Annotated in this window: 22 protein-coding genes and 1 riboswitch; of the genes, 10 read left to right on the top strand and 12 right to left on the bottom strand. The window is 52.0% G+C overall.

Annotated features, from left to right (window positions below):
• Nucleotides 1-325: 325 nt before the first annotated feature.
• Nucleotides 326-451, bottom strand: a riboswitch (cobalamin riboswitch).
• Nucleotides 452-681: 230 nt separating this feature from the next.
• Together EPA93_RS24300 and EPA93_RS24305 are read left to right on the top strand one after the other, a co-directional pair.
• On the top strand, nucleotides 682-1,563 hold the full coding sequence (locus EPA93_RS24300) for a DUF1206 domain-containing protein (RefSeq protein ID WP_207229651.1): 882 nt from the start codon (nucleotides 682-684) through the stop codon (nucleotides 1,561-1,563).
• 571 nt (nucleotides 1,564-2,134) lie between these two features.
• Nucleotides 2,135-3,013, top strand: a complete 879-nt coding sequence (locus EPA93_RS24305) for a hypothetical protein (RefSeq protein ID WP_165423360.1) — start codon at nucleotides 2,135-2,137, stop codon at nucleotides 3,011-3,013.
• Nucleotides 3,014-3,086: 73 nt separating this feature from the next.
• On the opposite strand, the gene EPA93_RS24310 is transcribed toward EPA93_RS24305, so the two are convergent.
• The gene (locus tag EPA93_RS24310; protein ID WP_207229652.1) at nucleotides 3,087-4,400 is read right to left on the bottom strand and encodes a nickel pincer cofactor-dependent isomerase, group 22; all 1,314 of its coding nucleotides are present in this window, start codon (nucleotides 4,398-4,400) and stop codon (nucleotides 3,087-3,089) included.
• A 514-nt stretch (nucleotides 4,401-4,914) separates the two neighbouring features.
• Here EPA93_RS24310 and EPA93_RS24315 point away from each other — a divergent pair.
• Nucleotides 4,915-5,775 (top strand): class I SAM-dependent methyltransferase, encoded by an 861-nt coding sequence (locus EPA93_RS24315; RefSeq protein WP_129889989.1) that lies wholly within the window; start codon nucleotides 4,915-4,917, stop codon nucleotides 5,773-5,775.
• An 84-nt stretch (nucleotides 5,776-5,859) separates the two neighbouring features.
• Here the strand turns inward: EPA93_RS24315 and EPA93_RS24320 are convergent, their stop codons facing one another.
• A complete protein-coding gene (locus EPA93_RS24320; protein WP_129889990.1) occupies nucleotides 5,860-6,429 on the bottom strand; it encodes a TetR/AcrR family transcriptional regulator in 570 nt (189 codons plus the stop codon).
• Nucleotides 6,430-6,681: 252 nt separating this feature from the next.
• Between EPA93_RS24320 and EPA93_RS24325 the strand changes: the two genes are divergently transcribed.
• Entirely contained in the window at nucleotides 6,682-7,575 is an 894-nt protein-coding gene (locus EPA93_RS24325; protein WP_129889991.1) for an SDR family NAD(P)-dependent oxidoreductase, read from the top strand.
• A gap of 186 nt (nucleotides 7,576-7,761) precedes the next feature.
• Here EPA93_RS24325 and EPA93_RS24330 read toward each other — a convergent pair whose 3' ends face one another.
• The gene (locus EPA93_RS24330; protein ID WP_129889992.1) at nucleotides 7,762-8,187 is read right to left on the bottom strand and encodes a bleomycin resistance protein; all 426 of its coding nucleotides are present in this window, start codon (nucleotides 8,185-8,187) and stop codon (nucleotides 7,762-7,764) included.
• Nucleotides 8,188-8,293: 106 nt separating this feature from the next.
• On the opposite strand from EPA93_RS24330, the gene EPA93_RS24335 reads away from it, so the two are divergent.
• Nucleotides 8,294-8,962 (top strand): HAD family hydrolase, encoded by a 669-nt coding sequence (locus tag EPA93_RS24335; protein ID WP_165423361.1) that lies wholly within the window; start codon nucleotides 8,294-8,296, stop codon nucleotides 8,960-8,962.
• Nucleotides 8,963-9,302: 340 nt separating this feature from the next.
• Here EPA93_RS24335 and EPA93_RS24340 read toward each other — a convergent pair whose 3' ends face one another.
• The 3 genes from EPA93_RS24340 to EPA93_RS24350 form a co-directional block, all read right to left on the bottom strand.
• Complete coding sequence (locus tag EPA93_RS24340; protein WP_129889994.1) at nucleotides 9,303-10,436, bottom strand: DUF7779 domain-containing protein; 1,134 nt, start codon at nucleotides 10,434-10,436, stop codon at nucleotides 9,303-9,305.
• A gap of 536 nt (nucleotides 10,437-10,972) precedes the next feature.
• Nucleotides 10,973-11,470: a hypothetical protein gene (locus EPA93_RS24345; RefSeq protein ID WP_129889995.1), complete on the bottom strand. Its 498-nt coding sequence runs from the start codon at nucleotides 11,468-11,470 to the stop codon at nucleotides 10,973-10,975.
• 27 nt (nucleotides 11,471-11,497) lie between these two features.
• Nucleotides 11,498-12,097 (bottom strand): hypothetical protein, encoded by a 600-nt coding sequence (locus tag EPA93_RS24350; RefSeq protein ID WP_129889996.1) that lies wholly within the window; start codon nucleotides 12,095-12,097, stop codon nucleotides 11,498-11,500.
• 262 nt (nucleotides 12,098-12,359) lie between these two features.
• Here EPA93_RS24350 and EPA93_RS24355 point away from each other — a divergent pair, with 262 nt between their 5' ends.
• A complete protein-coding gene (locus tag EPA93_RS24355; protein ID WP_129889997.1) occupies nucleotides 12,360-14,999 on the top strand; it encodes a helix-turn-helix domain-containing protein in 2,640 nt (879 codons plus the stop codon).
• A gap of 67 nt (nucleotides 15,000-15,066) precedes the next feature.
• On the opposite strand, the gene EPA93_RS24360 is transcribed toward EPA93_RS24355, so the two are convergent.
• The 4 genes from EPA93_RS24360 to EPA93_RS24370 form a co-directional block, all read right to left on the bottom strand.
• Nucleotides 15,067-15,261 carry a hypothetical protein gene (locus EPA93_RS24360; protein ID WP_129889998.1) on the bottom strand — a complete coding sequence of 65 codons (195 nt, stop codon included), beginning with the start codon at nucleotides 15,259-15,261 and terminating at the stop codon, nucleotides 15,067-15,069.
• Complete coding sequence (locus EPA93_RS48545; protein WP_165423362.1) at nucleotides 15,254-15,409, bottom strand: hypothetical protein; 156 nt, start codon at nucleotides 15,407-15,409, stop codon at nucleotides 15,254-15,256. Before EPA93_RS48545 ends, EPA93_RS24360 begins: the two co-directional genes overlap by 8 nt.
• Nucleotides 15,410-17,141: 1,732 nt before the next feature.
• Nucleotides 17,142-17,897 carry a hypothetical protein gene (locus EPA93_RS24365; RefSeq protein WP_129889999.1) on the bottom strand — a complete coding sequence of 252 codons (756 nt, stop codon included), beginning with the start codon at nucleotides 17,895-17,897 and terminating at the stop codon, nucleotides 17,142-17,144.
• Between the two features lie 433 nt (nucleotides 17,898-18,330).
• Nucleotides 18,331-19,236 carry a class I SAM-dependent methyltransferase gene (locus EPA93_RS24370; protein WP_165423363.1) on the bottom strand — a complete coding sequence of 302 codons (906 nt, stop codon included), beginning with the start codon at nucleotides 19,234-19,236 and terminating at the stop codon, nucleotides 18,331-18,333.
• A 324-nt stretch (nucleotides 19,237-19,560) separates the two neighbouring features.
• On the opposite strand from EPA93_RS24370, the gene EPA93_RS24375 reads away from it, so the two are divergent.
• Nucleotides 19,561-20,124 (top strand): dihydrofolate reductase family protein, encoded by a 564-nt coding sequence (locus EPA93_RS24375; RefSeq protein ID WP_129890001.1) that lies wholly within the window; start codon nucleotides 19,561-19,563, stop codon nucleotides 20,122-20,124.
• Between the two features lie 138 nt (nucleotides 20,125-20,262).
• On the opposite strand, the gene EPA93_RS24380 is transcribed toward EPA93_RS24375, so the two are convergent.
• Nucleotides 20,263-20,985 carry a hypothetical protein gene (locus tag EPA93_RS24380; RefSeq protein WP_129890002.1) on the bottom strand — a complete coding sequence of 241 codons (723 nt, stop codon included), beginning with the start codon at nucleotides 20,983-20,985 and terminating at the stop codon, nucleotides 20,263-20,265.
• Nucleotides 20,986-21,651: 666 nt separating this feature from the next.
• Nucleotides 21,652-22,794, bottom strand: coding sequence for an epoxide hydrolase family protein (locus tag EPA93_RS24385; RefSeq protein WP_129890003.1), 1,143 nt, complete (start codon nucleotides 22,792-22,794; stop codon nucleotides 21,652-21,654).
• Nucleotides 22,795-22,938: 144 nt separating this feature from the next.
• On the opposite strand from EPA93_RS24385, the gene EPA93_RS24390 reads away from it, so the two are divergent.
• The 3 genes from EPA93_RS24390 to EPA93_RS24400 all read left to right on the top strand — a co-directional run bounded on the left by EPA93_RS24390 (nucleotide 22,939) and on the right by EPA93_RS24400 (nucleotide 26,023).
• Nucleotides 22,939-23,916 carry a helix-turn-helix transcriptional regulator gene (locus EPA93_RS24390; RefSeq protein WP_242527486.1) on the top strand — a complete coding sequence of 326 codons (978 nt, stop codon included), beginning with the start codon at nucleotides 22,939-22,941 and terminating at the stop codon, nucleotides 23,914-23,916.
• Between the two features lie 115 nt (nucleotides 23,917-24,031).
• On the top strand, nucleotides 24,032-24,715 hold the full coding sequence (locus EPA93_RS24395; protein WP_165423364.1) for a TetR/AcrR family transcriptional regulator: 684 nt from the start codon (nucleotides 24,032-24,034) through the stop codon (nucleotides 24,713-24,715).
• A 90-nt stretch (nucleotides 24,716-24,805) separates the two neighbouring features.
• Nucleotides 24,806-26,023: an FAD-dependent monooxygenase gene (locus tag EPA93_RS24400; RefSeq protein ID WP_129890006.1), complete on the top strand. Its 1,218-nt coding sequence runs from the start codon at nucleotides 24,806-24,808 to the stop codon at nucleotides 26,021-26,023.
• Nucleotides 26,024-26,178 lie beyond the last annotated feature (155 nt).

Genomic DNA, 26,178 nt, shown 5'->3' on the forward strand with positions numbered 1-26,178 from the left:
TACTTTGTCTCTTAAAGCAAAGTAGTGTTGTTTTTCACTCGCTATCTAGTATACAGGCAAAAGCTGGTAATTTCAATCCCTTTACCCCAATATATTGTGTCATAGCTATATTTCTAATCAATATATTGATTGATAAGCCCTATAGTCAAGGGTATAGCTTCTGGCTCCCATTGCTTCCAGCGAGGATTGAGGGGACTTTGGGCATAAAAAATCCTGCCCCCTGGCAGGATCAAGTCAGGCTTGTTGAAGCGTTGGTTAACGGCCCGCTGGCCTTAACGACGCTACCTCATACCTGACCCTTTGACGCGAAGGGCACTGGCACTCAGGATTCTCATATCTGGGTATTCGGGCTTGGCAGGTTGGCTACCTCACCGCTGCGCGACAGCACCGGACTTGCACCGGATTTCCCCATTCTTTAGCTACGTCGCGCTGACGCAGCCATCCCCATAACTGCTTACGTAATTTTCCGTATGCAAGCTACCACAGCCCGCAGCAAATGTCAAGAAACAGAGCTACTCAGCAACGCAGCATCGGCGTATCCATCTCAGGCTCATCTTCCGTAATACAAAGAGTATTAAAGGTGAAAAAATCTTTGCCAATAGCAGAAACTTATAGACATTTTCTAGTAGCACTTAGCAATAAATTTATATGCTTTTACAAATATGCTGAAAGGAAATAGGCGTGAATTCCCACTCTCATATTCCCGAAAACGTACAAGATCAAGTAAAAACGGCGGGGCGTAAGGTTGAACATACAGCAACTACGAATACCTGGCTGCTACGCCTTGCTCGTATGGGCTACGCGGCCAAGGGTGTGGTGTACATCCTGATTGGCTTTCTGGCCATACAGCTCGCGATAGGCCAGGGTGGCAGCACAACTGATCGCCAGGGCGCATTACACACGCTCTACACACAACCCTTTGGACAAATCCTGCTGGCCATCGTTACGCTTGGCTTGATCGGCTTTGCTCTGTGGAGCTTTATCCAAGCGATCTTCGATGCCGACAACAAGGGCAGCGATATGAAAGGCATCTTTGCGCGTATAGGCTTCGCGGGCGTGGGCATCTCCTATGCCGCCCTGGCCTTTGGCGCGCTCCAGCTGGTTCTATCTGGCCACAACGACGCCAAAGGCTCAACAGCTTCTACACAGAGCTGGACAGCGCTCTTGCTTGATAAGCCCTTTGGCGTTGCCCTTGTCGTGCTGATCGGCCTGTTTATCCTGGGCCTGGCCGGGTTTATGTTCTTCAGAGCCTACAAGGCCCAGTTCAAACGCCAGTTGAATCTTGCCAGCGTTGACGACAAGGTGAGAAAAAGCGCAATCTTTTTGGGGCGCTTTGGCAACGCAGCCCATGGCGTTGTCTTCGCCATCATCGGGCTGTTTTTGATTATCGCGGCATTGCAGCATAATCCTGGGCAAGCCAAGGGATTGGACAGTGCCCTGCAGGAGCTGGCGCATCAGCCCTTCGGAGCAGTTGTGTTGGGCATAGTGGCGCTAGGCTTGATGGCCTATGGAGCGTATTCGCTGGTCGAGGCGCGCTACCGGCGCCTGGGCCAGGCTATATAAGCGAATGGAGCCTGGTTCGAGTTATACTCAGCCGGCCGGCCCATCAACGGCAATAGGCTCTCGCCGCTTTGGGTCGGACTTGGCTCCCGCGTTTCTCTTTCCCCACTGGACGAGAGCCGGTCTACGCGGCATATTCAGCCGGAAAGCCTATTACGCTCGCTCCAGCTCTCTCAGCGCCGAACGTGCAGGAGAGGCTAGCAAATTTATTGCCGTAATACGTGACAAGGCTGCTTTACCATGGTATAATGGATACAAGTTTTCTCTCTGCTTTATACATATTCTTCTTTTACCCATACTCACATACTTAGTGGCGCCAGAAGTTCTACCAACCAGGCAAGCATTTCCTAATCTGGGGGATAGAAATGCAGTTAGATCGAACAACGCGAGCAGGCAAGGCTCAGCAGCTATGCCACGTCACCCACTTAGTATCGCCGCAACGCTACCTTGTTTGAACAAACTGGTTCAGGCAGGCGCTTTTAGAACAACCCTTCACAACAGCAAAAGAGAGCCATTACAACAACGCTCAAGCCAAATTATCGCGCCTCGTTCGCGCATGAAAGGGACTATAGGCATGCAAGTTGTCTTGTTCATCCTTGGCTTATTCCTCATTTATTGCTTTATTTATTGCTTCATTCTACTTAGAAAGCAGGATATATCCTTCAGAGCCGGCTGTCTATGGTTTATGTTCAGCAAACGTGTGTTCCTCGTAGCCTTATCATTTCTTCCCGTACTCATCTTCTGGCGTTCGCTAGTGCCATTTAACATCTTCGGCTACTGGTTCTGGCACGGCACATTTCCACAAGTTCTTGCGAGTTCCTGGCCTATCTTTGCCTGGGGCATACCTGCATTTATTATTATGATTTCGAAACTCGGGCCAACTCCCATCTATAGAATAGGCCTTGATAGATACACAGGTCAGCAGCTTTTGATCGTAGATAACGAGGGCTTTGCGAGAATTGTCCTTCCTGGCGAAGAGCCTTCGCCTATGCTTGGTCTCGGGCAAATTCTCTGGCTAGGTATTGGCGAAGAGATCATTTACCGCTGGATGACGCTGCCGGTGATAATAGTCTTGCTCAGCGCGCTCAATTTCCTGCTCAGCGGTCTGTTAGCCTGGCTCTACCTGCATATTCTCGGCCCCATCATCGACTTTGTAACCTTTGGTAGCTTGCATAGCATCCTCTTCCATAACGGCTGGGGCTGGCTTGTAGGTATGGCGGTTATCCTGGTCTCTGGGAATGCACTGCCCAGGGTATATGGCCGGCTATATGCGTCCTGGCTTGTCTTCTGGCCCGTCAAGCTTTATCTGTTTTTACTCATGTTTCAGTATGGCTTGTTTGTAGCAATGCTAGTACACATGCTGTTTGAGTTTCTCCTGTTCCTCATCAGCTCCTTCAATAGCGGATATATTCAGTTTAGAGTTTCAGGGCTTCGGCCTACAAAGCTAGTCTAAGCGCAAGAACACGCTCACACCTCCTGGGCAAGGCTCCTTGTTGGAGCCTTTGGCCTGCATTGATCACAACAGGCTAACGGATCTTGGCCTGTAGATCCTGCAGGTTGCCAGCCTGATCAAAGGCCATGGGTTGCGGCTGGGAGATGACGCTCAGGGTTGCTTCTTGCTCAGCTTCGGCCAGGAGGCTGCGCGAGATCCAATACTCGTCAAGGCTGAGAGTATTCTTGATCCTTACCAGGCGGGGCTCTCTACCTACGGCATGGCAGGTGAGCAGGCCAGCGGCGATAGCCAGGCGATCAGACGGCAGGACCATAGGGAGCGCAACGGGGCGCGGCACTGTGGAGGTCAGGGCGTTGGGATAGGTGCGGCCCAGATCCATCTTGTGCGCCAGGCGCACGGTGGTAAAGTCTGCAGTGCCGATGCCGTTGGCGTTGCCATCGGAGGCATCACACAGGTCGAGAACTACCTGTTTGTTCACCTCGGGACCACCGCTGGCGTGGGGCGTGGGATAGCGCCCGGTGATGTTCGGATCGGCACCATCGCCGCTGATGTTCTTGCCAATCTCGTCAATGACCAGGACATCAAAGTGCTTAAAGGCGATGCGCGGCATGGCCTGTTTGGCCTCTTCGAGCAAGGCGGGCTCGCGCTCCATAATTTGCTCAGCCGGAACGACAAGGAGCTTGTAGGGCTGATCATGAGCATTTTCCAGCACGGCCAGACCGAAGCGGATCGGGGCTTTGGCCAGGGCAACTTGAGCCAGCAGAGGCACCATACGAGCCATCTCGCCAAAGCCTCTGGCATGGCAGGCCGCTGCTCCTTCCTGTTTGCCCAGGCCGATGGCGATCATCTTGGCCAGGCCGCTCTCATAGGTGCCCCGAAAGGCTGTATGCGGCTTGATGCGTCCAACAAATACGATCCCATCGGCGGCAAGGGCCAGGCGATCCAGGCGTACAGAGGTTCCATCCGCAGCCTTGCCAACCTCCACGGTCTCCATCTGCGATTCGATAGGGGCGCCTACACGCTCAGGAGTGATGCCCAGATGGGTCAGAACTTCACGCTGGCCCTCGGCGGTAGCGCCACCATGACTGCCCATGGCCGGAAAGATAAAGGGCTCGGCTCCCAGGGCGCGCAGCTCACTGACCAGGGCCGCGACAATCTCCGCGAGCTTGCCGATACCACGACTCCCGACGCCAATGGCAACCCGTTGGCCCGGCTGGAAGCGCACCCCTACGTTGCTCCGCAACATTTGTTCATGGACGGCGGCACCGATATCTTCAATAGGAGCTGCGGTCGGCGCAACATTGCGTACGCGCGCCATCTCAGGAATAGCTACAGGATCAAGCAGTTGATGTAATATGCCTTCTGGCATCTCAAAACCGATATGCATAAGTTAGCTCCTCTTGCAAAAGTATATTCTCCAGGAATAGCGCGCAACCAGATCTGGGCCATCTGGCCCGCCCCCTTACCACCCATCTAATAGTATACAATCTTATGCCGGGCAAGCGGTCAGCGGCACTTTACAAGCCTGCAAGGATATTTTTATATCGGCAATCGCCAGCGCTGCACCTCTTTGAAGGGTAGATATACATAAAATTTGCCGGTTGCTATCTTAGCATACATAAATACGCTTGGTTGCTATCTTACAATGTACAGCAGAGGCAACGATAGCCTCAATTATGGGGTAAAGTGGCGGAGGAGGCTGTATCTACAAGCTCCTGGTTTCAGTTTCCGCTTGTGCGTCGCAAAAGGACAAGCGCCTCTAAGCCTCATGGGACAAAGCCTGGCTGCTAACCAGGACAAATCACAACCGAACATATCCACTCACGTGGCACGGCAAGCGTCTCCTCATCACATTTGGTAGTAAGGAACTATGCGGCATGTAAAGAAGATAAGGAGTCCGAATGACAACATCAGTTGATCCGCCCGGACACGGGTTCAAATCTGTGTATGTTTCTGCGAGAGCAAGTGGCGAGCTCCCACGTCCCTTTGCTCAGGACCATCTACTCACTAAGGGCACAGGCGTGCTACCGGCGCAGCTTGATCCCTCGCGAGTGCAGCGCGTGCTTGATGTAGCATGCGGATGTGGCAGATGGGTACATGAAGTAGCACAGGCTTACCCGCGCATCGAGGCTGTCGGTTTCGATACCAGCCGTGTGCTCATCAATTTTGCGCGCGCTCAGGCTCGCAGCCAGGGCTTACGCAATGCGCATTTCCTCGTCATGGATCTACAACAGCATCTGGATTTTCCCAACCATACGTTTGATCTGGTCAATGCGCGCTTCCTGAATTTCCTTCCCGCTCAGTCCTGGACCAGGCTCATGCATGAGCTTGGACGCATTACCAGGCCCGGCGGGATTATTCGTTTAACGGAGAGCGAGTGGTGGTATTTTACTAATAGTCCCGCGCTGGAAAGTCTTAATGCGCTGGTAATTCAGGCGCTTAAAAAGCAGTACAAACGCTCACGTACCGGGTATTTCACGGGAGTTTTGCCCCTGCTCGGCCGCTTCTTACGAGAAGCCGGCTGCACTGATATCACGCAAGTTCCCTATGTGATCGACTTCTCGGCCGGAACCGAGCTCTACGAAATCTTTCGCCGCGATGCTGCGGTTGCCTTTAAATTATTTCAGCCAACGGTGGTGAAGATGCAGATCGCGACGCAGGAGGAGCTAGATAAGATCTATAAACGCATGACGCTTGAGATGCAGAAGGCCGACTTCCGCGGCTTGTTGCTACCTATCAGCGCCTGGGGCACGAAGGCCTAGCGCGACGTGAGGAGATGTAAAGCGGGCCACGCTCAGTGAGACAATTTCGCTGGGATGGTGAAGGGCCGCATAAGCCCTTCACCGTCATTCTTCTCTGGCAATACCCAGCAACTGGCAGTATATCTCCCCCATTTCTTCGGCCGAGAGCGAGCTTTCATGGTTGAGCCACCAGGAGATCAGGCCGAACAAAGAGCCGGCAGCGTGGGCGGCCACAAGTTCCTCCGACCAGGGCGCGTTACCCGCGGGATTGAGCACCTCAAAAATGTATTGTTGATATAGTCGCGCGAAATAGTTCCTTATCAGATCTCCAACGTGGGCGGGTCCACTTTCGCTTAAGAGCGCTCGATACAACTGTTGCTGCCGCGCGACATGCTGAAAAATCCGTGTGCTCTGCATGAGATAGGAGCACGTTTCCTCGGCGCGCGGGGCCACGGCATGTTGCAATTCCTGCATAAGTGCTTTGATACTTGCCTTCAATAGCTCTTCTTTGTCCCGATAATGCAGGTAAAAGGTAGTTCGTCCCAGATTGGCGCGCTCGGTAATGTCTCCTACGGCAATGCCCTCATAGCCACGTTCGAGGACCAATTCAAACAACGCATCACGAAGCAATTGGCGCGTGCGCTGAACACGCCGATCTAATGGCTGGTCCTCCATCGTTTCCTCCCTGTTCAATAATGAACATTTTTACGATTTTGTTCGAGAAAACTTGCGCAACCGCATTTTGCTTGAATTCTTTCCTCCATTAGTGATAGGCTGAACTAGCAAAGTTGCTGAACAAGATGTTCAGTAGTGATGAGATTGTCAAATAAGTATATCACTTCTGTACAGACGAGAGAAAAGAGGGTTTCACGTTAAACTTGCCCGCATCATCTCTCCTCTGCGGCGAGGAAAAAAGGAGTTTCACATATGATGAGCACTAGCTGGGATATGCGAGAAAAGACGGTTCTGGTGACCGGGGGAACTGGAGGTATCGGGTATCAAACGGCATATGGTCTGGCAGCCCTTGGCGCAAAGGTAATCGTGGTTGGTCGTCGGGCAGATCGTGGGGCCAGCGCAATCGCGCGCATCCAGCAACTCACGGGCAATACTGCCTGCACTTTTATCAAAGCAGATCTCGCGGAGCTGGCCGAGGTGCGCCGCCTGGCCGAGTATATTAGCACACAGTATTCCCGCTTGCATGTTCTCGTGAACAATATCGGGGCGCGCTATGCACAACGCGAGGAAACTGCCGAGGGCTTAGAAGCCAGCCTGGCGATAAACCACCTTTCCCCTTTCCTCCTGACGAACCTCTTGCTTCCTCTGCTTGAGGCCAATGCGCCAGCACGCATCGTCAATGTCAGTTCCTACACCCATCGCTCTGCGCACATCAACTTTGCTGACCTTCAGTCAAGGCAGAACTACGATGAGCTGCGTGCCTATGCCCAGGCAAAGCTTGCCAATCTGCTCACTTCCTACGAATTGGCGCGGCGGCTCAATAATAGACCTATTCATATCAATGCTGCCGATCCTGGGATTGCTTCCGATACGGATCTAGCCAAAAAAGCCCTTGACGCCGGAAGCCTGAGCGGCCGCTTAAAGATTTTTATCGGCTCACGCGTTTTCACCTCGAAGCGCGCAGCCAAAAGCTCTATCTACCTGGCATCCTCACAAGAGGCCGAGAAGTTTACCGGCAAGTATGTAGATTCCCGTTGCCGGATAGTGGCCTCGTCGCCGGCCTCCTACGATCAGGCCACGGCACAAAAAGTCTGGGACGTGAGCACCGAGCTAGCTGGTTTGGGACCCGAAAGTCCGAGCTGGTGAGAGTAAGAGCGTCAAAAATATGCAAAAATAAGAGGGGGGTTAACGCTTGCTTGATAGGATCAGGGCGACGGTGAAGGATTCTTGTTGCTCTTCATCTGAATAAGGCCAGGGACTAGCGAAACAGACTTGATCTGTTCCTTAAACCTGGCAAGGTTCAAACTTACTGCAGCGTTATCCTCATGCACCTCATTTAAGAGATCTAACCCCAAGATCTTCAGTAAATCTAAGCAAATACCCATCAGGATCTTGCACTAAGAATTGTCTATTCCCTACCTCTACATTGTTTTTTCGATACCATTTTTCCTCGACTGGCAAAAAAAGCTCGATATTATTTTGCTGCAATCTTTCTAAAAGTGGATCAATCCGCTCTACAGCAATCTGAAAGTTGACGCCTCTACCTAGAGGATATTCTAGCGCGGCGGTTTTCCAGGTCCTTCCTTTGCCAATCTGATCGATCATGAGCTGAGCCTGTCCTAAGCTCAAATAGGCAAAACTCTCTTCCTCACGCTGGTAGACCAGCACAAAACCTAAGATTCGCACATAGAAATCCAGGCTTCTGGCAAAATCGGTGATACTCAATTCTGGCACAAGGGCATTTGAAATACTCTCCATGAACCTATGATAACATGTATCCATGAGATAAGATAAGAGGGATAGGGTCTGAGCGATCCTGCGCAGAGATGTCGCCAAGCATAGCATTGAAGAGGAACTTATCAACGTGCAAAAAACCGTAGACAATCTTAAAGGTATCTTGTTCGACTGGGATGGCACTATTGTTGACTCGTTTCAGTCCATGCTTATTTCCCTGCGTTACGCCTACAGGCAGCATGTGGGGATCTTCTTTCCGCGCGATGAGGAGGAATATCGGCGTATCATTCCGCAGCGCCTGACAGAGACGAGCGCACGCTATGCAGGGGAGCACGCGGCGGCGGTTACTGAAAGCTACATCCAGTACTACCGGGACGAAGGATATAAGCACGGGCGTGTCTTCGATGGTATGCACGCAACGCTGCAAGAGCTGCGCAAACGCGGCTACGCGCTGGGCGTGGTGACCAATACAACGAAGCCGCGCATGAGTGCCGATATGACCCATCATGAACTGACAGGACTTGTGGATATTATTGTGACGTCAGAGGATACGGCTGAGCGTAAACCCCATCCCGCGCCCTTGCTTAAGGGGGCCGAGCGGCTTGGCATTTCCGCCCAGGAACTGGCCTATGTTGGTGACTATCCAGGCGACGTGATCGCGGCCAAAGCGGCGGGGATGCTGGCAGTAGGTGGGCTCTGGGGTGGTATATTTCCGGCGCAAAGCGTTCTCGCTGAGCAACCCGATTATGCCCTGAAGCAGCCGGTGGAATTGCTAGATCTCTTCAAGGGTAGGATCTGATGGCAGGCCATAATAGAAGGTGTGAGAATATTCGCTAAATTAACCACTAATTTTGGCGGCAATTGGCGTTTCTATACTAGAAACTGATTATGGAGTTTGGCTAGCATGCTCTTTTGTATCAGACAAGTGCTTGCGCTTGCCGTATTACTGCGGCCCTCCTCCAGTCGCAGACATTTGTTAACCACCTGCGAAAGAGATGCTCACACACAAAGGGATGGTTGATAGCTTCTACAAACTACCATAATCAGTTTTTACTTTCAGTCCCCCCGAACTGTTTGAAGAAGTCTTATCCCTTCTCTTTTCAGTATACTTATATATCCAAATCGCTTGCGCACATCTGCTAGGGTGCAGGCGGCATCAGTTGCGCCGCCCGCACGGCCCAGCGTTGCTGAAGTGCGCCATCCATATCAGCCTTGAGGACAGCCTGCAACAGACGATGGAAGATCAGGACGCCCTCTGCAGCACCCGGAAGCAGTAAGCCATAGTCAAGCAAGCTCTGCAGCGCTTGTTGCCTCTGGGATGAATCAGCTGCGGCCTGAATAGGGCAGGCTACTTGATTCTGCTGGATTAGCGACGCCTGCGGGATAGCATCCGCGTCAAGAAAAGCAGCCAGGCGCAACAGGTCCACCGCCTGCGGCCTGATGCTCTCGATCTGCCGCAGGCTGATCATGCAGGCGCAGGCTACAGCCGCAGAATAGGCAGGGATAGCATTGTTCTGCTGGGCCACTAAAGCTGTTCGCTGCTGCCTGAAGAGCTCCAGGTATTCGGCAAGGCTGCGTTTTGTCATAGCCAGAAAGCCGCCAGCCAGGGCTAGCGCCAGTGGTAGGCCTTCAAGGACCTGGACAATGAGCCTGGCACTCGTGCGCACAGCAGGCTTGACGGTGCTCAGGGAACGTCCGGGAGCAAGCAAACCGGCCCGGCGCAGCAGGAACAAGCTTCCCTCGTCCTGGTTCATTTTATCAACTGTAACAAACGGAGCAATCTTGCTGGTCGCGGATGCACGCGTGGTAATCAAGAGGTGGCCGTCGCCGCCCGTTGGCAGAAAGTCAGTCAACAAGGTGAGATCATCGGCCTCGTCAAGAATCAGCAGCCAGCTGCGATTCTGAGTAAACCAGCGCTGCACGGCCACCACGACACTTTGCTGATCTGTGCTATCATGGTCTGGCAGGGCTAACAGCCTGGCTAGCTTGACAAAATCAGCCACCAGCTTCTCACGCGAAGAGGCCCGCACCCAGAAAATGGCTTGATAGAGGGGCCGGGAGCGGTAAGCATATTCTACGGCTAGCTGCGTCTTGCCTATTCCTCCCAGGCTAGCGCAAGTGTAAGGCTGTTTCAGAGCTACAGAGTTCCAGGTTGCAATTTCTTCTTCCAGTTGCGCCAACAAGTCTTCACGGCCAGTGAAGAACGGGGTGCGCCGATAGGGCACATTCCAGAGGGGAGCGGAATGTTGCATATCCGCCATGTTGTTGACCATTCTGCCTCCAATAAACCATCACTTTCAGGATTCTATCCTCTGACCCGACCAAGAGATCAATTTTTTTCAAAAAGAAGAATAGCAAGCAGATCTATACCAAACAGTGTAACCCTCTTCAGGGTCCAGGGGCAACACCAACGTCAGGCAACCCTCGCCGGGAGAGAGGTATTGGCGCACGCCACGATCTAGCTGCGCGTGGCGGCCTAGCAATTACTCCTAGCCCTCTATTTCTCACATTGGCGTTGGCGATGAACAACTTGCAGGTAGATATATATTGTTTAGACGTACCATTTACTAGTATTTTAATTCCTATGGTGATGAAATGGTATAGATTTACCTGGCAGAGGAGATCTGCTAGAGCTAAACAGAAAAAAGGTAAAGTTCTACTACCAATGTCGAAGAGCAGTAACGTCCGTCCATAGAGTCTTGTGTATCACCTTGAGCAAAACTAAGACACGGAATTCCCGAACGCTGGAGCATACGTCCGGGAAATCCGTCACGACAAAAAGGGGCAAAAGAGTTTATCTTACTTATCCTTAATCATTTACTCCTGCCGGTATAGCCGCCAACATCAGGATGTAGCCTGTAGCCAGAATCGAGGAGACGTCGATCCCGAAGGGCCGCAGCTTGATACGCGTGCGCGAGAGTGCGCTACGCACGGGCCGCATTTCTTGATCCCACAGGCCTGCTTCCTGGGCCTCTTGTAGATGGCGACGACAACGCTCAACCACACGCTCCGAGACATTCCCATTATAGAAGCGCGCAAACATGACTTCATAAGGGCAATAATATGGAAATGATTCTAATAAAGGTAACAATACACTCATCTCGCTACCAGTGAACTGCTCTTGCATCAACAATAAGGGGCGCCCGTTATCAGAGGCCAGATAAGAGCAGGTCCCAAAGGGAATATTGACAGCCAATGTATGTCCCTCAGGCAAAGCACCTTGTAGAGAAAAGTGCAGAATATTTTCATCATCTTGCTTTAAAGGAAGTGTAAGAGTTCTTGATTCTCGTAGATAGAGTTTTTGCACGGTAATTGCTCCTTAACCCAGGCTTACCTACAACATAAAAAGACGGTCTATGATTGACGATTCCGTATGAATTCCTGAAAATGCAGGTAAAGGCATATGATAAAGGGAGAGCAGATAGCCAAAGCCTATCCCACCCAGGATACCCAGGATAAGTAGCCCAAAGAGGATAAACAGTACCGGGTCCCAGTGGTACTCTCGCCGAATGGCACTGGCCAGGTCAGCGGACGAGGCCGAGACCGTTTCAAGCGCGGGCAAGGTTGGCTCTTCCGTTACTGGCAATTGATAATAGAGTATCTTCTCGCGTCTGCGCAGGGCGGCAGTCAAGGGCTCAGTATCGTGCTCAGAGAAGGGAATGGTAGCAATGCAGGGGTCCTGGTTTACGTACCGCACGCCTGTGGTCTGAGCCGATAAAGGCATTGTCTGCCGGCGCATCTTCGTCAACTGGGCGGTCTGTCGCCGGGGCAACTGACCCGATGTTTTTCGCAGCCTGGCAGTACGCATTTTTCGCTCCCTTAGCTCGCGCTTCTGCTCGCTGACAGAATTTCGATTACTGATGCTATCAAGCTCTATTTCATCCGCGGGCTCGCTCAGAATTGTGCTGATGTCAGTTATCGGCTCTTGCTTCATCTGTCCTGCGTACTCCTTTCTGCATTTTATGTAGGAAAGATTGGTCATCCTGTACCTACTGTGTACACTAAATATCGGGTTCATTCCTACCTTAATTATGCCTAATAACCATATACAGAGAAAAGAACTTGTGATATCATTTTCTTATACAGATTTATCATTTTTCTGCGCGATGGGAAGATTTGAGCTGTAACTAGCTTTTTTGCTTATCGGCTCTCTCGCTTCCAATTTTGCAAACGCCTTAACGGGAAGGATAAGGACGATGCGCACTTCAAAGACTACCGATCAGCCGCGTTTACGCTTGACCGAGGCGCGGAAAAATCGTGGGTGGTCGCAGAAGGAGCTTGCAGATCTGATTGAAACGACGCACGTCAATATCAGCCGCTGGGAACGTGGCATCACCAGGCCCAGTCCTTTTTTTCGGCGTAAGCTGAGCAAGCTGTTCGGCAAGACTGAGGAAGAGCTGGATCTGCATATCACACAGGGTAATGAGGGCGAGGAGGAGCCGGAGAGGACGGCCGAGCCGGCTGCGGGCGCATCACAGGCCGCCGTCGCCAGCACTCCAGAGGCCCGTAGCACGCCCACCGAGACACCTGGCTATGCTCTGCCAAAGCCTATTTATGATCCGGCCATTCCCTTGCGCCCGGAAATTCGCCTGGTTGGACGCGATACAGATCTATCTCAGCTCAGGGCTCGCTTGCGCGCTGGAGGTAGTGTGGCGCTGACGGCTCTCAATGGGCTGCCCGGCGTGGGCAAGACGGCACTGGCTATCGCGCTGGCCCATGATGAGGAGATACGCGTCCAGTTTCGCGATGGTGTGCTCTGGGCGGGCCTGGGTCCAACGCCCAATATTTCTGGCCTGCTGCGCCGCTGGGGCAGCTTGCTGGGCATCTCGGTAAGCGAGATTGAGGCGAATCAGAGCGATGAGGCCTGGACGAAGGCCTTGCGCAATGCGATTGGCGAACGGCATATGCTGCTGGTCATCGATGATGCCTGGGAGGTAGAGGATGCGCTTACCTTTAAGGTTGGTGGCCCAAACTGTGCCCACCTGGTGACTACACGCTTTCCGGCGATTGCCGCTTACGTCTCGGTTGACGGCGCGGCAATCATTCACGAGCTGAACGAAGAAGAGAGCATGGCTTTGCTGCGTATGCTGGCTCCCGGCGTTGTGGAGCATGAGAGCCAGCGGGCTGGCGAGCTGGTGCAGGCTGTGGGTGGTCTACCCCTGGCCCTTACATTGATGGGCAACTATCTGCGTAAGCAGGCCTATACCGGCCAGGTGCGCCGCATTACAACGGCTCTACAGCGCCTGAGCGATGCCCACGAGCGCCTGAGCATTAGCGAGCCGCGCGCGCTTGTAGATTTGCATCCAAGCTTGCCAGGCGAGACGCAGCTCTCTTTGCAATCGGTTCTGGCTGTAACAGATCAACAACTTGACGAACAGACACGTGCGGCTTTGTATGCGCTGGCCGTCTTCCCCCCCAAGCCGAATAGTTTCTCCGAGGAGGCTGCGCTGGCCGTGGCCAGTTGCCCGGTAGAGGCTATCGACGTCCTCACGGATTCGGGCCTGTTAGAAAGCAATGGCACAGGACGCTATACGCTCCACCAGATCGTTGCTGACTACGCGCGCCTCCATCTTAACGATCCGCAAGCTCCGATCCGCTTGATCGAATATATGACGAACTTTGTAGAGCAGCACCGTAAAGATTACGAGCTGCTAGAATTGGAGAGCAACACTATTCTGGCCGCGCTAGAGAGCGCTCACACGTTAGAAAAGCGGTCCGAACTGGTGCGAGGCGTGATAGGCTTCGCGCCATTTTTATTGCTGCGCGCGCTCTATCCCCAGGCCGAACATTTCTTGCAACTGGCCCACGAGGCCGCCAGCGTGCTTAATGATGAGCGCGGGCTGGCCAGCCTGCTGATGTACCAGGGCGAGGTTATCCAGCGCCAGGGCGATTATGCGCGAGCCGAGACCCGCTTCCAGGATGGCCTTACTCTGGCTCGCAAGATCTATGATAAAGGGCTTATCTGTACACTGCTAACCGATATTGGTTCGCTAACATGGAAGCGCGGAGAATATACACAGGCTGAGGCTTATTTGCAAGAAGGGCTTACCCTGGCTCACGAGCTTAATGATAAAGAGCGTATCTGTGGTCTGCTAAGAATCCTTGGTTCGGTTGCGGCTAATCGAGGAGATTATGCCCAATCAGAAGCCTACTTGCAGGAAGGGCTCACTTTTGCACGTCAGATTGGAGACCGGGAGCTGGCATGTATTCTTCTCAGCAATCTCGGTGCAACTATAGGAGAACAAGGAAAATTTGCACAAGCAGAGATATATTTCCAAGAAGGATTAGAGCTCGCTCGCCAGATTGGCCATCGCGAACGTATCTGTATTTTGCTGGGCAATCTTGGCGAAGCATACTATGAGCTGAAAAACTATCCACAGGCAGAGATATATTTTCAGGAAGGTCTATTGCTCGCACGCCAAATCGGACACCGTGAGTGGATCAGTATCTCTCTACTCAATCTGGGAATGGTCACTCATAAGCAAGGGCACCATAAGCAAGCGGAAACCTATTTGCAAGAAAGTTTATTGTTAGCGCGACGCCTTGGGAGGCCAAGGATTACTTGCTCTACATTAAACGAATATGGCAAACTTCACCTCGATCAAGCTCAACTAGAATTAGCAGAAGAGAATTTTCTTGAGATGAAGACGTTAGTCAGTGAAGGAGATCAAGAGCTGCTTTCTCTCGCAAACTATGGTTTAGCCCGAATAGCAGCGGCAAGAGGCGATTTGCAAGAAGCACATAAACTTGGTAGAGCAAGTGCGGATGCATTGACATCAATAGGACATCATAGCGCCCAAGAAGTTAGAGAGTGGCTAAACAGTATACAAGCATAAGAGGTTTCGTAGAGTAGTTTAAAGCCTGCCTACTCTACGAAGCCGGTACTATTATCTGCTTTGCGCCTCAGTCATGCCAAAAGTCTGGTGTCAACGTGTTAGCAGGTAGCGGCGTTATTGTGGCGTCGGTTGTAACTGCATGGTGCGAATTATGGTGTGCCGGCGCGGCGTGAGCTCCCAGACCATTAGAGATAACTAGAAATGCCACGAGTAAGGTGAGAGCCAGCAACGGTAGAATCCAACGAATATAGCGCTTAAACATCCTTATCTTTCCTTCCTTCGGAGCCGGTGAGCAGAGCCACGCCGGTCAATCGGTGGGCATAGCCTCCAGGCCATTTCACTAAGAGCGTCTCGGCGCGCCGGCCAGTCTGCGCCGCCCGTGCCATATGGCGCAAACCTATCCCCGGCACTTCTCAAGCCTCTCTATGCCAGCATCAAAGAGCAAATATCTTACGCTCTCTCTCATGCGGAGAGGCCATTGGTCAGATTTGCTGGAGATCCGTCTCCTGATCGCTGCTCATCTCTATTTAGGGATGGCAGCCGGTGAGTACGCTCTTAATTAGAAATGTGCTACGCCCATCTCGCCATGCTCGGCCCTCCTACCGGCCATGGCTCAGCGCTCCCCGCGCTCCGAAAATATCTTAACACTGCTTGCGTCCTGCCAACCTTGAAGCATCTCATAGCCTCAAGGCCTTGCCCGGGCATCCAGTTGATAGCAAGTATAGTTGAGTATTGGACTTACAAATCTCGCCTGATCGCAGATAGTTCGCCCGTATGGAATGTGCCTGCTCAAACAGAGCAATGCGCGCGATCGTGCCAGATTCCCTCACATATGCCCAGTCTCGTCGGCATGCTTGCCGCTTTCTTTGCTATCAGTTCCAGTTCTCGGCACTTTGCCCCTCGCTCGGTGCCGTTGCCTGAATGCCCACCCAGGCTAGAATTATGTTTCCCATCCATGCCACTCGCGCATTTCGCCAGACATGGAGCCTTGAATGTTACCGTGTGCGGGCGGGGTTCCGTGCTTTGCAATATTTGCATATTTCGAGATTACCGACGCCCTTTTGCCCGTCTTTGTCTTATACCGGACCGATCGACCAGCTAAGCCAGAGTATATCACTTCTCGCCATACTGCTACTCGTCAATCAGTCCCTTCTCGCCTCGGCAAGGGCCGTTCTGGTAGTGGGTAGGCACTCCATCACCGACCGCCTGCCTCCGCGCACTAACCAAGCATCCATTGAAACATCGCGATGTCTTTTTAAGCGCTTTTCAGTCCTCGCAAAAGAATCTTGAAAAGCCTTTTTGTCTTATACCTTTTCATACCGGTACACAGAAAAGATAGTATAAGATAATTTTTAGATCTGCATGTTTAGCAGGTCGGCTAGTACTAAGGTAGTACCAAAGCATATGAGCTTGCCACATTTAGCACATATTTTGGCCACTTTCCTTATGTTTTGTCCCCTTTACAATTTATCACAAGCTAGCTGTCTTATACCGCTAGACACGCTTCTCATCATTCTTCATGCTCTACATTTGCTACGCCAAACGTTGTAACATACTTTTACGCAATCTGCAACATAACTACCATTTGGATATAGGACTTTTTGCAAGTTGCCACATTCTTAACTCTTCAATTTACATTTTATCCCTACAATACAGGCTTACATTGTATACATTTGTGCAACTGCCCGCAGCCACGGATAATTCGCGTGGGACCAGAATATAGTATGGCATGGTTCAATTCGTCCTGCCTCCTATGCGCTACAAAGCCTGGAGTCCCGAAAAGAGAGCAAGGTCTAATCGTAGCAAGAGCCCGCACTATCTAGCGAGAAGCATAGCTATCCTGGAAAAAATTTGGCATTGTTAAGACGAAGAAAAGCAGCTTTCTTTCCAGAAAGACAAGCTTTTCTCTTCGCCCAGGAGCATGCACTGTTAGCCCTAACAATTTGAAAATATAATCCTAGAGCCCGTTCTGAACTTTTGAAGAACGATAGGAAATGGAGAAAAAGCCAGGCGCAACGCTTTACTCTCGCACCTTATGCCTCGGAAACGCCAGGAAGCTCCGGGGTATGAACAGAAAACCATACCCTGACGCTGGCAACGCTGAAGAAGGAAAATTTGTGTCCTTTGCTTGTTCAGGACACCTTACTGCTGTTGTTGCATCCCCTCTGGTAGAGAGACTATGGTAGGTATTTCCTCCTGGGGGTAGGCGTACATATTCTCTCCCTCCTGGTATGCTGGCCGATAGCCTTGCTCGTAATCCTGGGGGTGAGCTGGCTTTGGTGCCGCCTCTGGCTGGGATCTTTTTTGAAAGAATGGCAGGGAAGACAGATAACTCGTAATTGGCTTATAGAAACCCAGCAACAGGAGCGTGGTACACAGTGGGAAGATCAGAAACTCAAAAAGAAGCCCGCTATGCCTGCTAATGATACCCAGCCACAGGAGCCAGTTGAAAAAGTGGAGCGTTACATACATCATGCGCGCGCTTCGCGTGAGTAGCCCGCTCAGAAGCGACCAGAGGCCAAGAAACCAGAAAGTGATTACCCAGTTGGCTTCAATAAATATCCAGGGATTGAGAAGTAGCACATGATTTACCAGGTCCTGCAGGGGAATGAGTGCTGAGAGCATAGCAGCAAGCGGCACACCCAGCAGGAAAATCACCGCTCCCACAAGTGCAGTGCGCAGACCTAACCAGCGTATAAGCTGTCTTATGGCAACGCAAAGGACCAGGCATATTACCAGACTAACAGCACAAAGTAAGATCGAGTAAACAGTCGAATAGAATGCTCCGAAATTCAGTGCTTTCAGGAGTAATCCAAGCAGCAGCCATATAACGGGTGCCCCAAGCAGCATGAGGCAAGCCCACACGGCAAATATTTGTAAAGGATGTTTCTTTCTCATCGCTTCTCATTCCTTTTTGATGATAAGTGCTAATTGTTTATCCTACCTGAGATGTTCTTCCTTCATTTACGGATTTACCTATACAGAGTTGCATAACTTTGCGATTTTCTAGATTCTATATCCTATTATGCTATATTCTAAAATTTGTAAGGACTTATGCGGCAAAACAAACAGCATAGCATGTCCCAATTCCCTTTGCTTCGCCCCTTTGGTCTACTGACAGATGGATCTTCCGCCGCTATGGCCGGAAGCAACGAGGTATAAGATAGAAGGGCTGACAGCCATCTTCGCTATTGGCAGGTCTCAACTTCAACGCCAGGGTTACCGCAGGCATTGCCTTTTTGCTTTATCAGCTTCATACTGGCCCTCAGCGCGCTCGGGACATCTCATGCATGCCGTGGGGAGCGGGCCAGAAACACGCTCCCCCTTACGGCTAGGCCTGCTTGACGCCTATCAAAGTGCGAATAGGCCAGACGCCGCAGAACATGGCTTCCTGCATCTCTTGTTGTACTTGCTTAAAGAGCTCCTCATAGTCAGGAGCCGTTATCACGCCAGTCTTCAATAAGAATGGACGCGCTTGCTCGCAGAAGGCCACTGCCTGCTCATAAAAAGCTTCGTGGGTCTTTCTCCCATAGGAAATATCGATAAAATCGGCCTTTTCTTGCAAGATACGATAGCCGGCTAGCCGCATCCAATAACGCATCCAGGCCGCGATACCCATCGAGAGAGAGATGCCCGGAGCAAAGGCGCGGCCAGCTTTTTGCATCGCGCTCAAGAGCAAGGCTTCCAACTGGTCGCAGGCGTTTCCGCTGGTCAGCGGCAATTCGCTCTCGCGCCATACCAGAAAGCTCTCAGGACGTCCCAGGCGGGCCAGGGTATAGACCAGGCGCGCAAAGTCCTGGAAATAGATGTCAGCCTCGATAAAGCGAATGTGGATAAGATCAAATGAGGCTGGCACAAAAGGCCCGCGATCCAGTGTTAAAATATCCTGGACCATCAAGGTAACGTTGCGCACCTCGTTCATAAAGGCCTGGGCCTGCATGATCGAGGCCGGATTTTTATCGATGCCTGTAAGCTGCATTGTTGGATAGCGCAAGGCCATCTCGTGATCCCAGCAGCCAATGCCACAGGCAACATCCAGTACCTGGTGAATGCGCGAAATATCCAGCATGGGCGGCAATGGCCCTCCTAGCAGTTCGCTTAAGAGACGATGCTGCAACAACAAACGCGCGATCTCTCGCTGACTCAACAGGGGATAGGTCTGCAAGTCCATGGTAGGAAGCTCGCTCTCCACTTCCTGGGGCTGATATGCGAGTTGTGGTACAGTCGGTATGGTCATATTTCCCATCTCCAATTCACTCACTACGTATCTTTCAATAATGACCCGATAGTAAAAGTGTAGCACAAATATGATAATTTCAATAACGATATATATAATTTTTTGGCTGTGTGCGTTGATAACTATAAATATCCAATAATTTATAAGCGTATTTACTTATGAAAGCTTGCTACTACCATATCTTTTGCCGCTATGCCAAACGCTGGGAAGCAGGAGCTTCTTCCACCATTGCCGCTTTTCTGTTATCCTGTTGGAAGAAGAGAGTATACTTACTTGTAAATTGCAAGGATAATATGATCTATAATATTAGAGAAGGAGACAACGATGAGAAAGCTTTGGGTGAAGGAATGGCTGACCCTGGATGGAGTCTTTGACGCAGATACGATGGGGCACTGGTGGCCACCGGCCGGTGAGACGGCTGAGGATTATGCGCAGCGTATAGAGTACATTGCTGACGAGTACGCGCAAGGCGATGTGTACCTGCTGGGACGGACGACCTATGAAATGCTCTGGCCTGGCTTGTCCACCCAAACCGATAGGCTAGGCACAATTCTCAACGGGATGCAAAAATATGTGGTCTCGACAACGCTTGAAAGCGCTCCCTGGAAAGACTCCACCATTATCAGAGAAAATGTAGTGGAAGAAATCACCAACCTGAAACAGCAGCCGGGCAAAGATATCATTATCGATGGCAGTGCCGCACTTGTCCACTCGCTGCTGGGAACTGATCTTATCGATGAGTATCGCTTCCTGGTTGTGCCCTACATCATGGGAAGGGGAAGGCGCTTCTTCCCCGAGGGGACACCCCAGACGAAGCTGCGGCTTGTGAGCAGTAAGATGCTCAGTGGCGGGACCCTGGCTCTTGTCTACCAGCCTGACAAAAAATAAACATCTGGTTGTACGGAACATGCTCTTGGGTATGAGGGGTAGAGATGAATAGCAGAGGCCTTTCGAAGTCGCGGATCGAGCGCATGCAACGCGTCTTGTCGGGATATGTCGAAAGGCTCTTTTCTCCTTCACAGGCGCTTAGCCGAGAGAACTGTACAATGCATGCGTAAAGGATGCAACCGTTTGCATAAGCATAAGTAGATCCTTTTCCTGCCATGATGGGAGCGCCTCCAGGGGAAATAGCGCTGGAAAATCCACAACAGGAGGCGCATCGCAGGCAAAATTGACCAGCACCAGCCGCTTGAAGAGGTCCTCGGCAATGGGCCGGGTCCTTCTGGGAACCTGGAGCACGCGCGAATACATTGCCAGCTTATCGGCATGGTCATCGATAATGATGAGCGGTTCCTCATCATCCAAAAGCTGGTAGGCCTCTAACAACTTATATGGGTAATGCTGGCAGAGGTAGACCTGATCCGGCTCCGGAAATCCGTACCGCCGCAGCCAGGCGCGCGTGCGTGCCAGCGTCCCTGGTGTGCGCTGCTCGCTTCGACAGGAGAGATAGGCAATGCGCCCAAAGCGGGCAAGAAATGTGACGCCAAGGGCCGCCGAGGCGACCGGCACAAGTTTTGTTTGAAGCTCAAGCACATCCTGCCGCATGTTACAGGCCTGCTGAAATTGTTCCTCATGTTCCTGGCGGTAGAATTGGACAGCTGGCAATTCGCAAAATTCCCGAAAACTGCGTATGCGCGCAAGTGCAGCCCTGGAGATTCCAAGCGCGAGCTGCTCGGAAACATAGCGCGCACCATGCCGGCCATAGGCATCTACAGCAATGGTGCCATCAATATCGATTCCAAAATACATAGCTTCTCCTGGCAAGGTGCTCTTCTACAAAAGGAATGCACCATTCTTTTACGTTCAGTATAGGCTTCGATTACCTATATTACAACAAGAAACCAGTATTATATTTATCGATCTCTCTACTTGTTTTCTTGTGCAATACCATAAAAATGGACTGGCCAGCCAGGAGCATAGTAGCTATGCACTCCCCGGGAATCGGCAAGGAGAATTATTGCTTAAACTTCTGACAAAGGGCTCATTTGCCCACGGCAAGACCTCGGTAGCGCGCTTGAGAGGGATGCATTCTCCTCTCAAGCCTGCTCAATCTTCTCACCGCTCGCGCAGTTTCTCAAAGAAGGCCCCTAAGTCGTTGATGAGCAGATCAGGGGCCGTCTGGTAGCAAAATGGTTGCCTCGGTCGTAGACATGCCAGGAGACAATCTTTTTGTGATCGCGTTCAGCAAAGAGTCGATAAGCTTGCAGCCATGAGTGCGCGGACTGACCGCCGCACGCAGAGAAACAAGATCCGTTTTCGCCGCTCATTCATGCGCGATACCTCGTTACAGGCTGAACATTTGCCGGAAGCTCACCTTAACGAATAGCTTGCTCTGTTCCCATTACATTGGCAAGATCCTCTCCGCAATAACTGCAAGCCACATGAGACAAGCAGGCTTGCCAAGCCTGGCACGACTTATTGGGTTTGTCGGAAGGGGCGGAAGAAGGCCCGCAGATCCTCGGCGACCCGTTCTGGCTCTTCCCACTCCAGGAAATGTCCCCCAGACGAGATCTCTGTCCAGCGCTGCACATTACTGGACCGCTCGACCCACTCGCGAGGCGTGGGAAACATGTCTTTGGGAGACATGAGCATAGCAGTTGGCACCTCGACACGTCCCCAACTTCCCGGGTTGCGTACCATCTCATAGTAGAGGCGCATCGAGGAATTGATGGTCTGGGTCGCCCAATAGATGGTAAGATTGGTCAGGAGGTCGTCCTTGCCGAAGCGCTTTTCGATGTCGCCAGCGCAGTCGCTCCACGCGCGGAACTTCTCGACAATCCAGGCCGCCAGCCCTGCCGGCGAGTCGTTCAAGCTATATGCCAGCGTTTGTGGCTTACTGAAGTGCTGCATCGCGTAGGCCATTTCCTGCTGATTCCAACGCTCTGCGTTGGCTATGAACTCCTGCTCTGCCCGGCTCAAGTTGTCGGGAATCTGCCCGATAAAAGAGTTGGTTCCGCTCTGATGAAGGCCGATCAAGCGCTGTGCCTGCGTTAAGGCGAGTTGTTGGGAGACGCCGGCACCCAGGTCGCTTGCACGCAGCGCAAAGCGTTCGTAGCCCAATCCCTCTATGAGCAGCTTTGCCAGGAGGTCTGCAACACGCCCCAGGCCCATGCCCTTTTCGCCGGGTCGATCTGAGAAGCCATAGCCGGGCAGCGAAGGAATAATCACATCAAAAGAATCGGTCTCATCACCTCCATGACTGGCAGGATCGGTGAGCAGGGGGATGATCGGGAGCATTTGCCAGAAAGAACTCGGCCAGCCGTGCAGGAGAACGAGTGGCAACGGATGCTCGCCTTTGCCTCGCTCGTGGATAAAATGAAGTCCGAAGCCATCCACCCGAGCCCGAAAATGGGAAAATGCGTTGAGGGCCCGTTCTTGCGCTCGCCAGTCAAAGTGGTGCTGCCAATAGTCTAGCAATTCCTTCAGATAAGCCAGGTTTGTTCCATACTCCCAGCCCGCGCCCGCTACCTCGTCTGTCCAACGAGTGCGCGCCAGGCGTTCCTGCAGGTCCGCCAGTGTTTCCGGTGTGATGTGGATAGTAAATGGGGCGATGCTCATAAAAATGTTCCCTTTCTCAATCCTAAGTTTGATCCAAAATCACATCGCATGTGCTTGCAACTTTGTGATAGCTGGAGTCTACGCCGTAAAGATGATAAAATTGGCCCTAATTGAAAAGCATTTGCTGGAGGAGAAAGAAAAGTGGTGTATCGTCCAACAGCGCGTGTCCTCACTGTGCTCGAACTCTTGCAGTCACGTGGACGTATGACGGGTGCGGAACTTGCTCGACGGCTTGAGGTCAATATTCGCACAGTGCGCGAATATATCGCGATGCTCGGTGACATGGGCATTCCCATAGAAGCCGAACGCGGCCGCTATGGAGCCTATCGGCTGCGCCCTGGTTACAAACTTCCCCCACTAATCTTCACTGAGGACGAGTCCTTTGCGCTCACCCTCTCGCTGTTGATAGCGAGGGGACAGGAGTTTGCACGGGCTTCTGCAGCTTTTGAAGGAACACTCGCGAAGGTGCTGCGTGTGCTGCCCGAAGCCACGCGTACTCAGGTCCAGGCGGTAGAGCAGGCAGTTCTCTTTGATGATGATTCTTTCCGCATTCCTCCTTCCCTGCATGTAGTTACAACACTTAGTTCGGCGCGCCAGGCCGGTCGGCGGGTACAACTGCACTATCGCTCTCGGCAGGGCGAAGTCACTGCGCGCGGATTTGACCCGTATGGTGTTGTCTCGCGCAACGGAATCTGGTATACGCTTGGCTACTGTCACTTGCGCCAGGGACAGCGGCTCTTTCGCCTTGACCGCATCGTAGCGCTCGAAATAGCTAACGAAACGTTCTCCCTTCCAGAGAACTTTGATGTGCGTGAGGCAGTGCAGCAGGCACTTGCCGCTGTCCCCAACGAGTGGCAGTTCGAAGTGTGGTTGAAGACGACGCTGCCAGAGGCACAACGGTCCCTGCGTCTTCCTCAGACGTTTTTTGAGGAGAAGAGCGACGGCGTTCTCTTTCGCGGCGAGGCTACAGATTTGTCATGGATGGCGCAAAAGCTTGCAGGCCTGGGTATGCCATTCATTATCCATCGACCCCGGGAATTACGTATTGCGCTGAGCAAGTACGCTCAGAAGCTTGCTAAATATGCACAGCTGATGAATGAAGCAGAGATCGAGCCGGAGTAATGTACCTCAACATAAAATAAACAGGCTCACCGTACCCACCCCTCTTGCATTCTGCGCTATTTTCTGTTAAGCTCTAAGTAAGTAAAATTTTACTTACTTAGAAAAGGAGATGTCGATGTCGTCACAAGAGAAACGGGGCATTCAGCGCGAGCGCAATGCCGCACGCACGCAGGAGGCGCTCTTAGATACTGCCGAAGAAGTTTTTGCGCAGTCAGGCTTTGAGGGGGCACGGTTGGATGTGATTGCGAAGCGGTCGGGATACAATATTGCCCTACTCTATCGCTACTTTGAGAACAAGGAAGGGATCTATCGAGCTGTTATCGAGCGGCTCCGCGCTCAGGAAAGCGTCTCCCTGGGACAGGCGATCGAACCCTTCATTACCAATGAGGCTGCCGCCCATGATCCAGAGCAGGTTCGCACCTTTCTCGAAACATGCTGCACCTGGTACTTTTACTTAGCAAGTCGGCATCCTTCTCTTCTCCGGCTCCTCGATTGGCAAATAGGCACGAACATGAGCCAATTTCCAAATATACCGGCAACAGGTGAAGAGGTGCAGTGGGGCGAGGCAGCGGTTGGCTTTCTGCAAAAGGCGCAGGCAGCAGGCCATTTGCGAGCCAATCTTGATGTGCGCCAGATCATCGCTAATATGTTTTTGCTGAGCGCCGCGCACATGTCAGTTCTGCCACCCGCTGCTGAAATGGAAGAAATTGCACGAAAGAAAACGCTTGAAGACCTCTGTCAAAAGGTAGTTGAAATGACCTTGTATGGAGTCTTTCCCGCGCCAGAGCAGAGGAGCTAGGAGCGTGGCCTGCTTGATGCGAGGCGTGAAACAAGCAAAGACGGGACACTCGTCAAGTAGAGATTCACAATACAGCAGAAGGAAAACAAGATGAAAGAGCAAACAAAAAAGAATCGATCAATTCTCATCTCGGGGTCTAGCATCACTGGACCCGCCCTCGCCTACTGGCTGAGCCGCTATGGCTTCCAGCCGACCATTGTGGAGATTGCGCCAACGCTACGTACAGGAGGATACAAGGTCGATATTCGCGGCAGAGCCATCGATGTGGCTGAACGCATGGGCATCCTTCCTGCTATCTGGCAAGCCAGCTGCAATATGCGCGAAGGAACCATCGTTGACAGCCAGAATCAGCCGATTGCTACTCTGCCTGCTAATCTACTCAACTATCGTGAGGGACGCGACGACGAGATTGTACGCGGGGAGCTCTCGCGTATTCTTTATGCGCAAACGCACAACGATGTTGAGTATCTCTTTGGCGATTCGATCACCTCTCTTGTGCAAAACGAGGACTGTGTTAAGGTAACCTTCAAACATGCAGCTCCCCGCACCTTCGACCTGGTGGTCGGCGCCGATGGGCTGCACTCAAACGTGCGAATGCTCGCTTTTGGAGATGAGGCAAAGTTCATCAACTACCTGGGAGCTTATGTCTCGATCTTCACCACTCCCAACTTTTTTCATCTCGACCATCAGGAGTTGTACTACTACACGCCGGGAAAGGTTGTTGGCATATATGCTGGTGATGGCGCTGATGCCAAAAGCTTCTTCTACTTCGCTTCGCCACAGCTCAGCTACGATTATCACGACAGCGAGCAACAGAAAAAGATCCTGTACGAGCGCTTCAGGGGCGATGGCGGGCCGACAGCACAATTGCTCTCAGCTCTTGGGGATACGCCTGACTTCTACTTCGATTCGTTGAGCCAGATACATCTTCAACACTTGTCAACAGGACGGGTTGTCCTTGTTGGCGATGCTGCTTACTGTGCGTCCCCTGGTTCCGGTCAGGGCACAAGTTTGGCGCTGGTGGGAGCCTACGTGCTCGCGGGAGAACTTGCCGCCGCCGCTGGTGATTATCGGCTGGCCTTCGCGCGCTATGAAAACGAAATGCACAGCTATGTCGAGGCGAATCAGAAATTAGGTATTCAGGGTGCCAAAGATTCCTTCCCACATACACAACTTGAGATCTTGCTGCGCAACCAGATCACCCGGATACTGCCGCATCTGCCCGGAAAGGGATTTGTGGCCGCGAAGCTTTCCAGAACTACCCAGGTCGCGGCAAATGCAATCAGCCTTAAGGACTACGAAAATTGAGAGCCATTTCAGCTATTCTAAAAGTGGTTTAGCTGGTTTCTGTGTGATCTCCTGCACTCGCTATTGATATTCAAGTAAACCTCTGCACGATTCTGCTCTCGCACGCGAAAAGATAGCAAGATTCGAGAAGTTTTTTCTTAGCATGAGGCGTATCC

Origin of the sequence: Ktedonosporobacter rubrisoli, from assembly GCF_004208415.1 — a bacterium.
GTDB lineage: Bacteria > Chloroflexota > Ktedonobacteria > Ktedonobacterales > Ktedonobacteraceae > Ktedonosporobacter > Ktedonosporobacter rubrisoli.

What these genes read in the sequence shown, in the direction of transcription:
- EPA93_RS24355 (WP_129889997.1), top strand. Translation starts at nt 12,360, where the DNA reads ATGCGCACTTCAAAGACTACCGATCAGCCGCGTTTACGCTTGACCGAG.
- EPA93_RS24385 (WP_129890003.1), bottom strand. Translation starts at nt 22,794, where the DNA reads ATGAGCATCGCCCCATTTACTATCCACATCACACCGGAAACACTGGCG.
- EPA93_RS24340 (WP_129889994.1), bottom strand. Translation starts at nt 10,436, where the DNA reads ATGGTCAACAACATGGCGGATATGCAACATTCCGCTCCCCTCTGGAAT.
- EPA93_RS24305 (WP_165423360.1), top strand. Translation starts at nt 2,135, where the DNA reads ATGCAAGTTGTCTTGTTCATCCTTGGCTTATTCCTCATTTATTGCTTT.
- EPA93_RS24350 (WP_129889996.1), bottom strand. Translation starts at nt 12,097, where the DNA reads ATGAAGCAAGAGCCGATAACTGACATCAGCACAATTCTGAGCGAGCCC.
- EPA93_RS24315 (WP_129889989.1), top strand. Translation starts at nt 4,915, where the DNA reads ATGACAACATCAGTTGATCCGCCCGGACACGGGTTCAAATCTGTGTAT.
- EPA93_RS24365 (WP_129889999.1), bottom strand. Translation starts at nt 17,897, where the DNA reads ATGAGAAAGAAACATCCTTTACAAATATTTGCCGTGTGGGCTTGCCTC.
- EPA93_RS24320 (WP_129889990.1), bottom strand. Translation starts at nt 6,429, where the DNA reads ATGGAGGACCAGCCATTAGATCGGCGTGTTCAGCGCACGCGCCAATTG.
- EPA93_RS24370 (WP_165423363.1), bottom strand. Translation starts at nt 19,236, where the DNA reads ATGACCATACCGACTGTACCACAACTCGCATATCAGCCCCAGGAAGTG.
- EPA93_RS24380 (WP_129890002.1), bottom strand. Translation starts at nt 20,985, where the DNA reads ATGTATTTTGGAATCGATATTGATGGCACCATTGCTGTAGATGCCTAT.
- EPA93_RS24375 (WP_129890001.1), top strand. Translation starts at nt 19,561, where the DNA reads ATGAGAAAGCTTTGGGTGAAGGAATGGCTGACCCTGGATGGAGTCTTT.
- EPA93_RS24310 (WP_207229652.1), bottom strand. Translation starts at nt 4,400, where the DNA reads ATGCATATCGGTTTTGAGATGCCAGAAGGCATATTACATCAACTGCTT.
- EPA93_RS24395 (WP_165423364.1), top strand. Translation starts at nt 24,032, where the DNA reads ATGTCGTCACAAGAGAAACGGGGCATTCAGCGCGAGCGCAATGCCGCA.
- EPA93_RS24330 (WP_129889992.1), bottom strand. Translation starts at nt 8,187, where the DNA reads ATGGAGAGTATTTCAAATGCCCTTGTGCCAGAATTGAGTATCACCGAT.
- EPA93_RS24325 (WP_129889991.1), top strand. Translation starts at nt 6,682, where the DNA reads ATGATGAGCACTAGCTGGGATATGCGAGAAAAGACGGTTCTGGTGACC.
- EPA93_RS24400 (WP_129890006.1), top strand. Translation starts at nt 24,806, where the DNA reads ATGAAAGAGCAAACAAAAAAGAATCGATCAATTCTCATCTCGGGGTCT.
- EPA93_RS24360 (WP_129889998.1), bottom strand. Translation starts at nt 15,261, where the DNA reads ATGTTTAAGCGCTATATTCGTTGGATTCTACCGTTGCTGGCTCTCACC.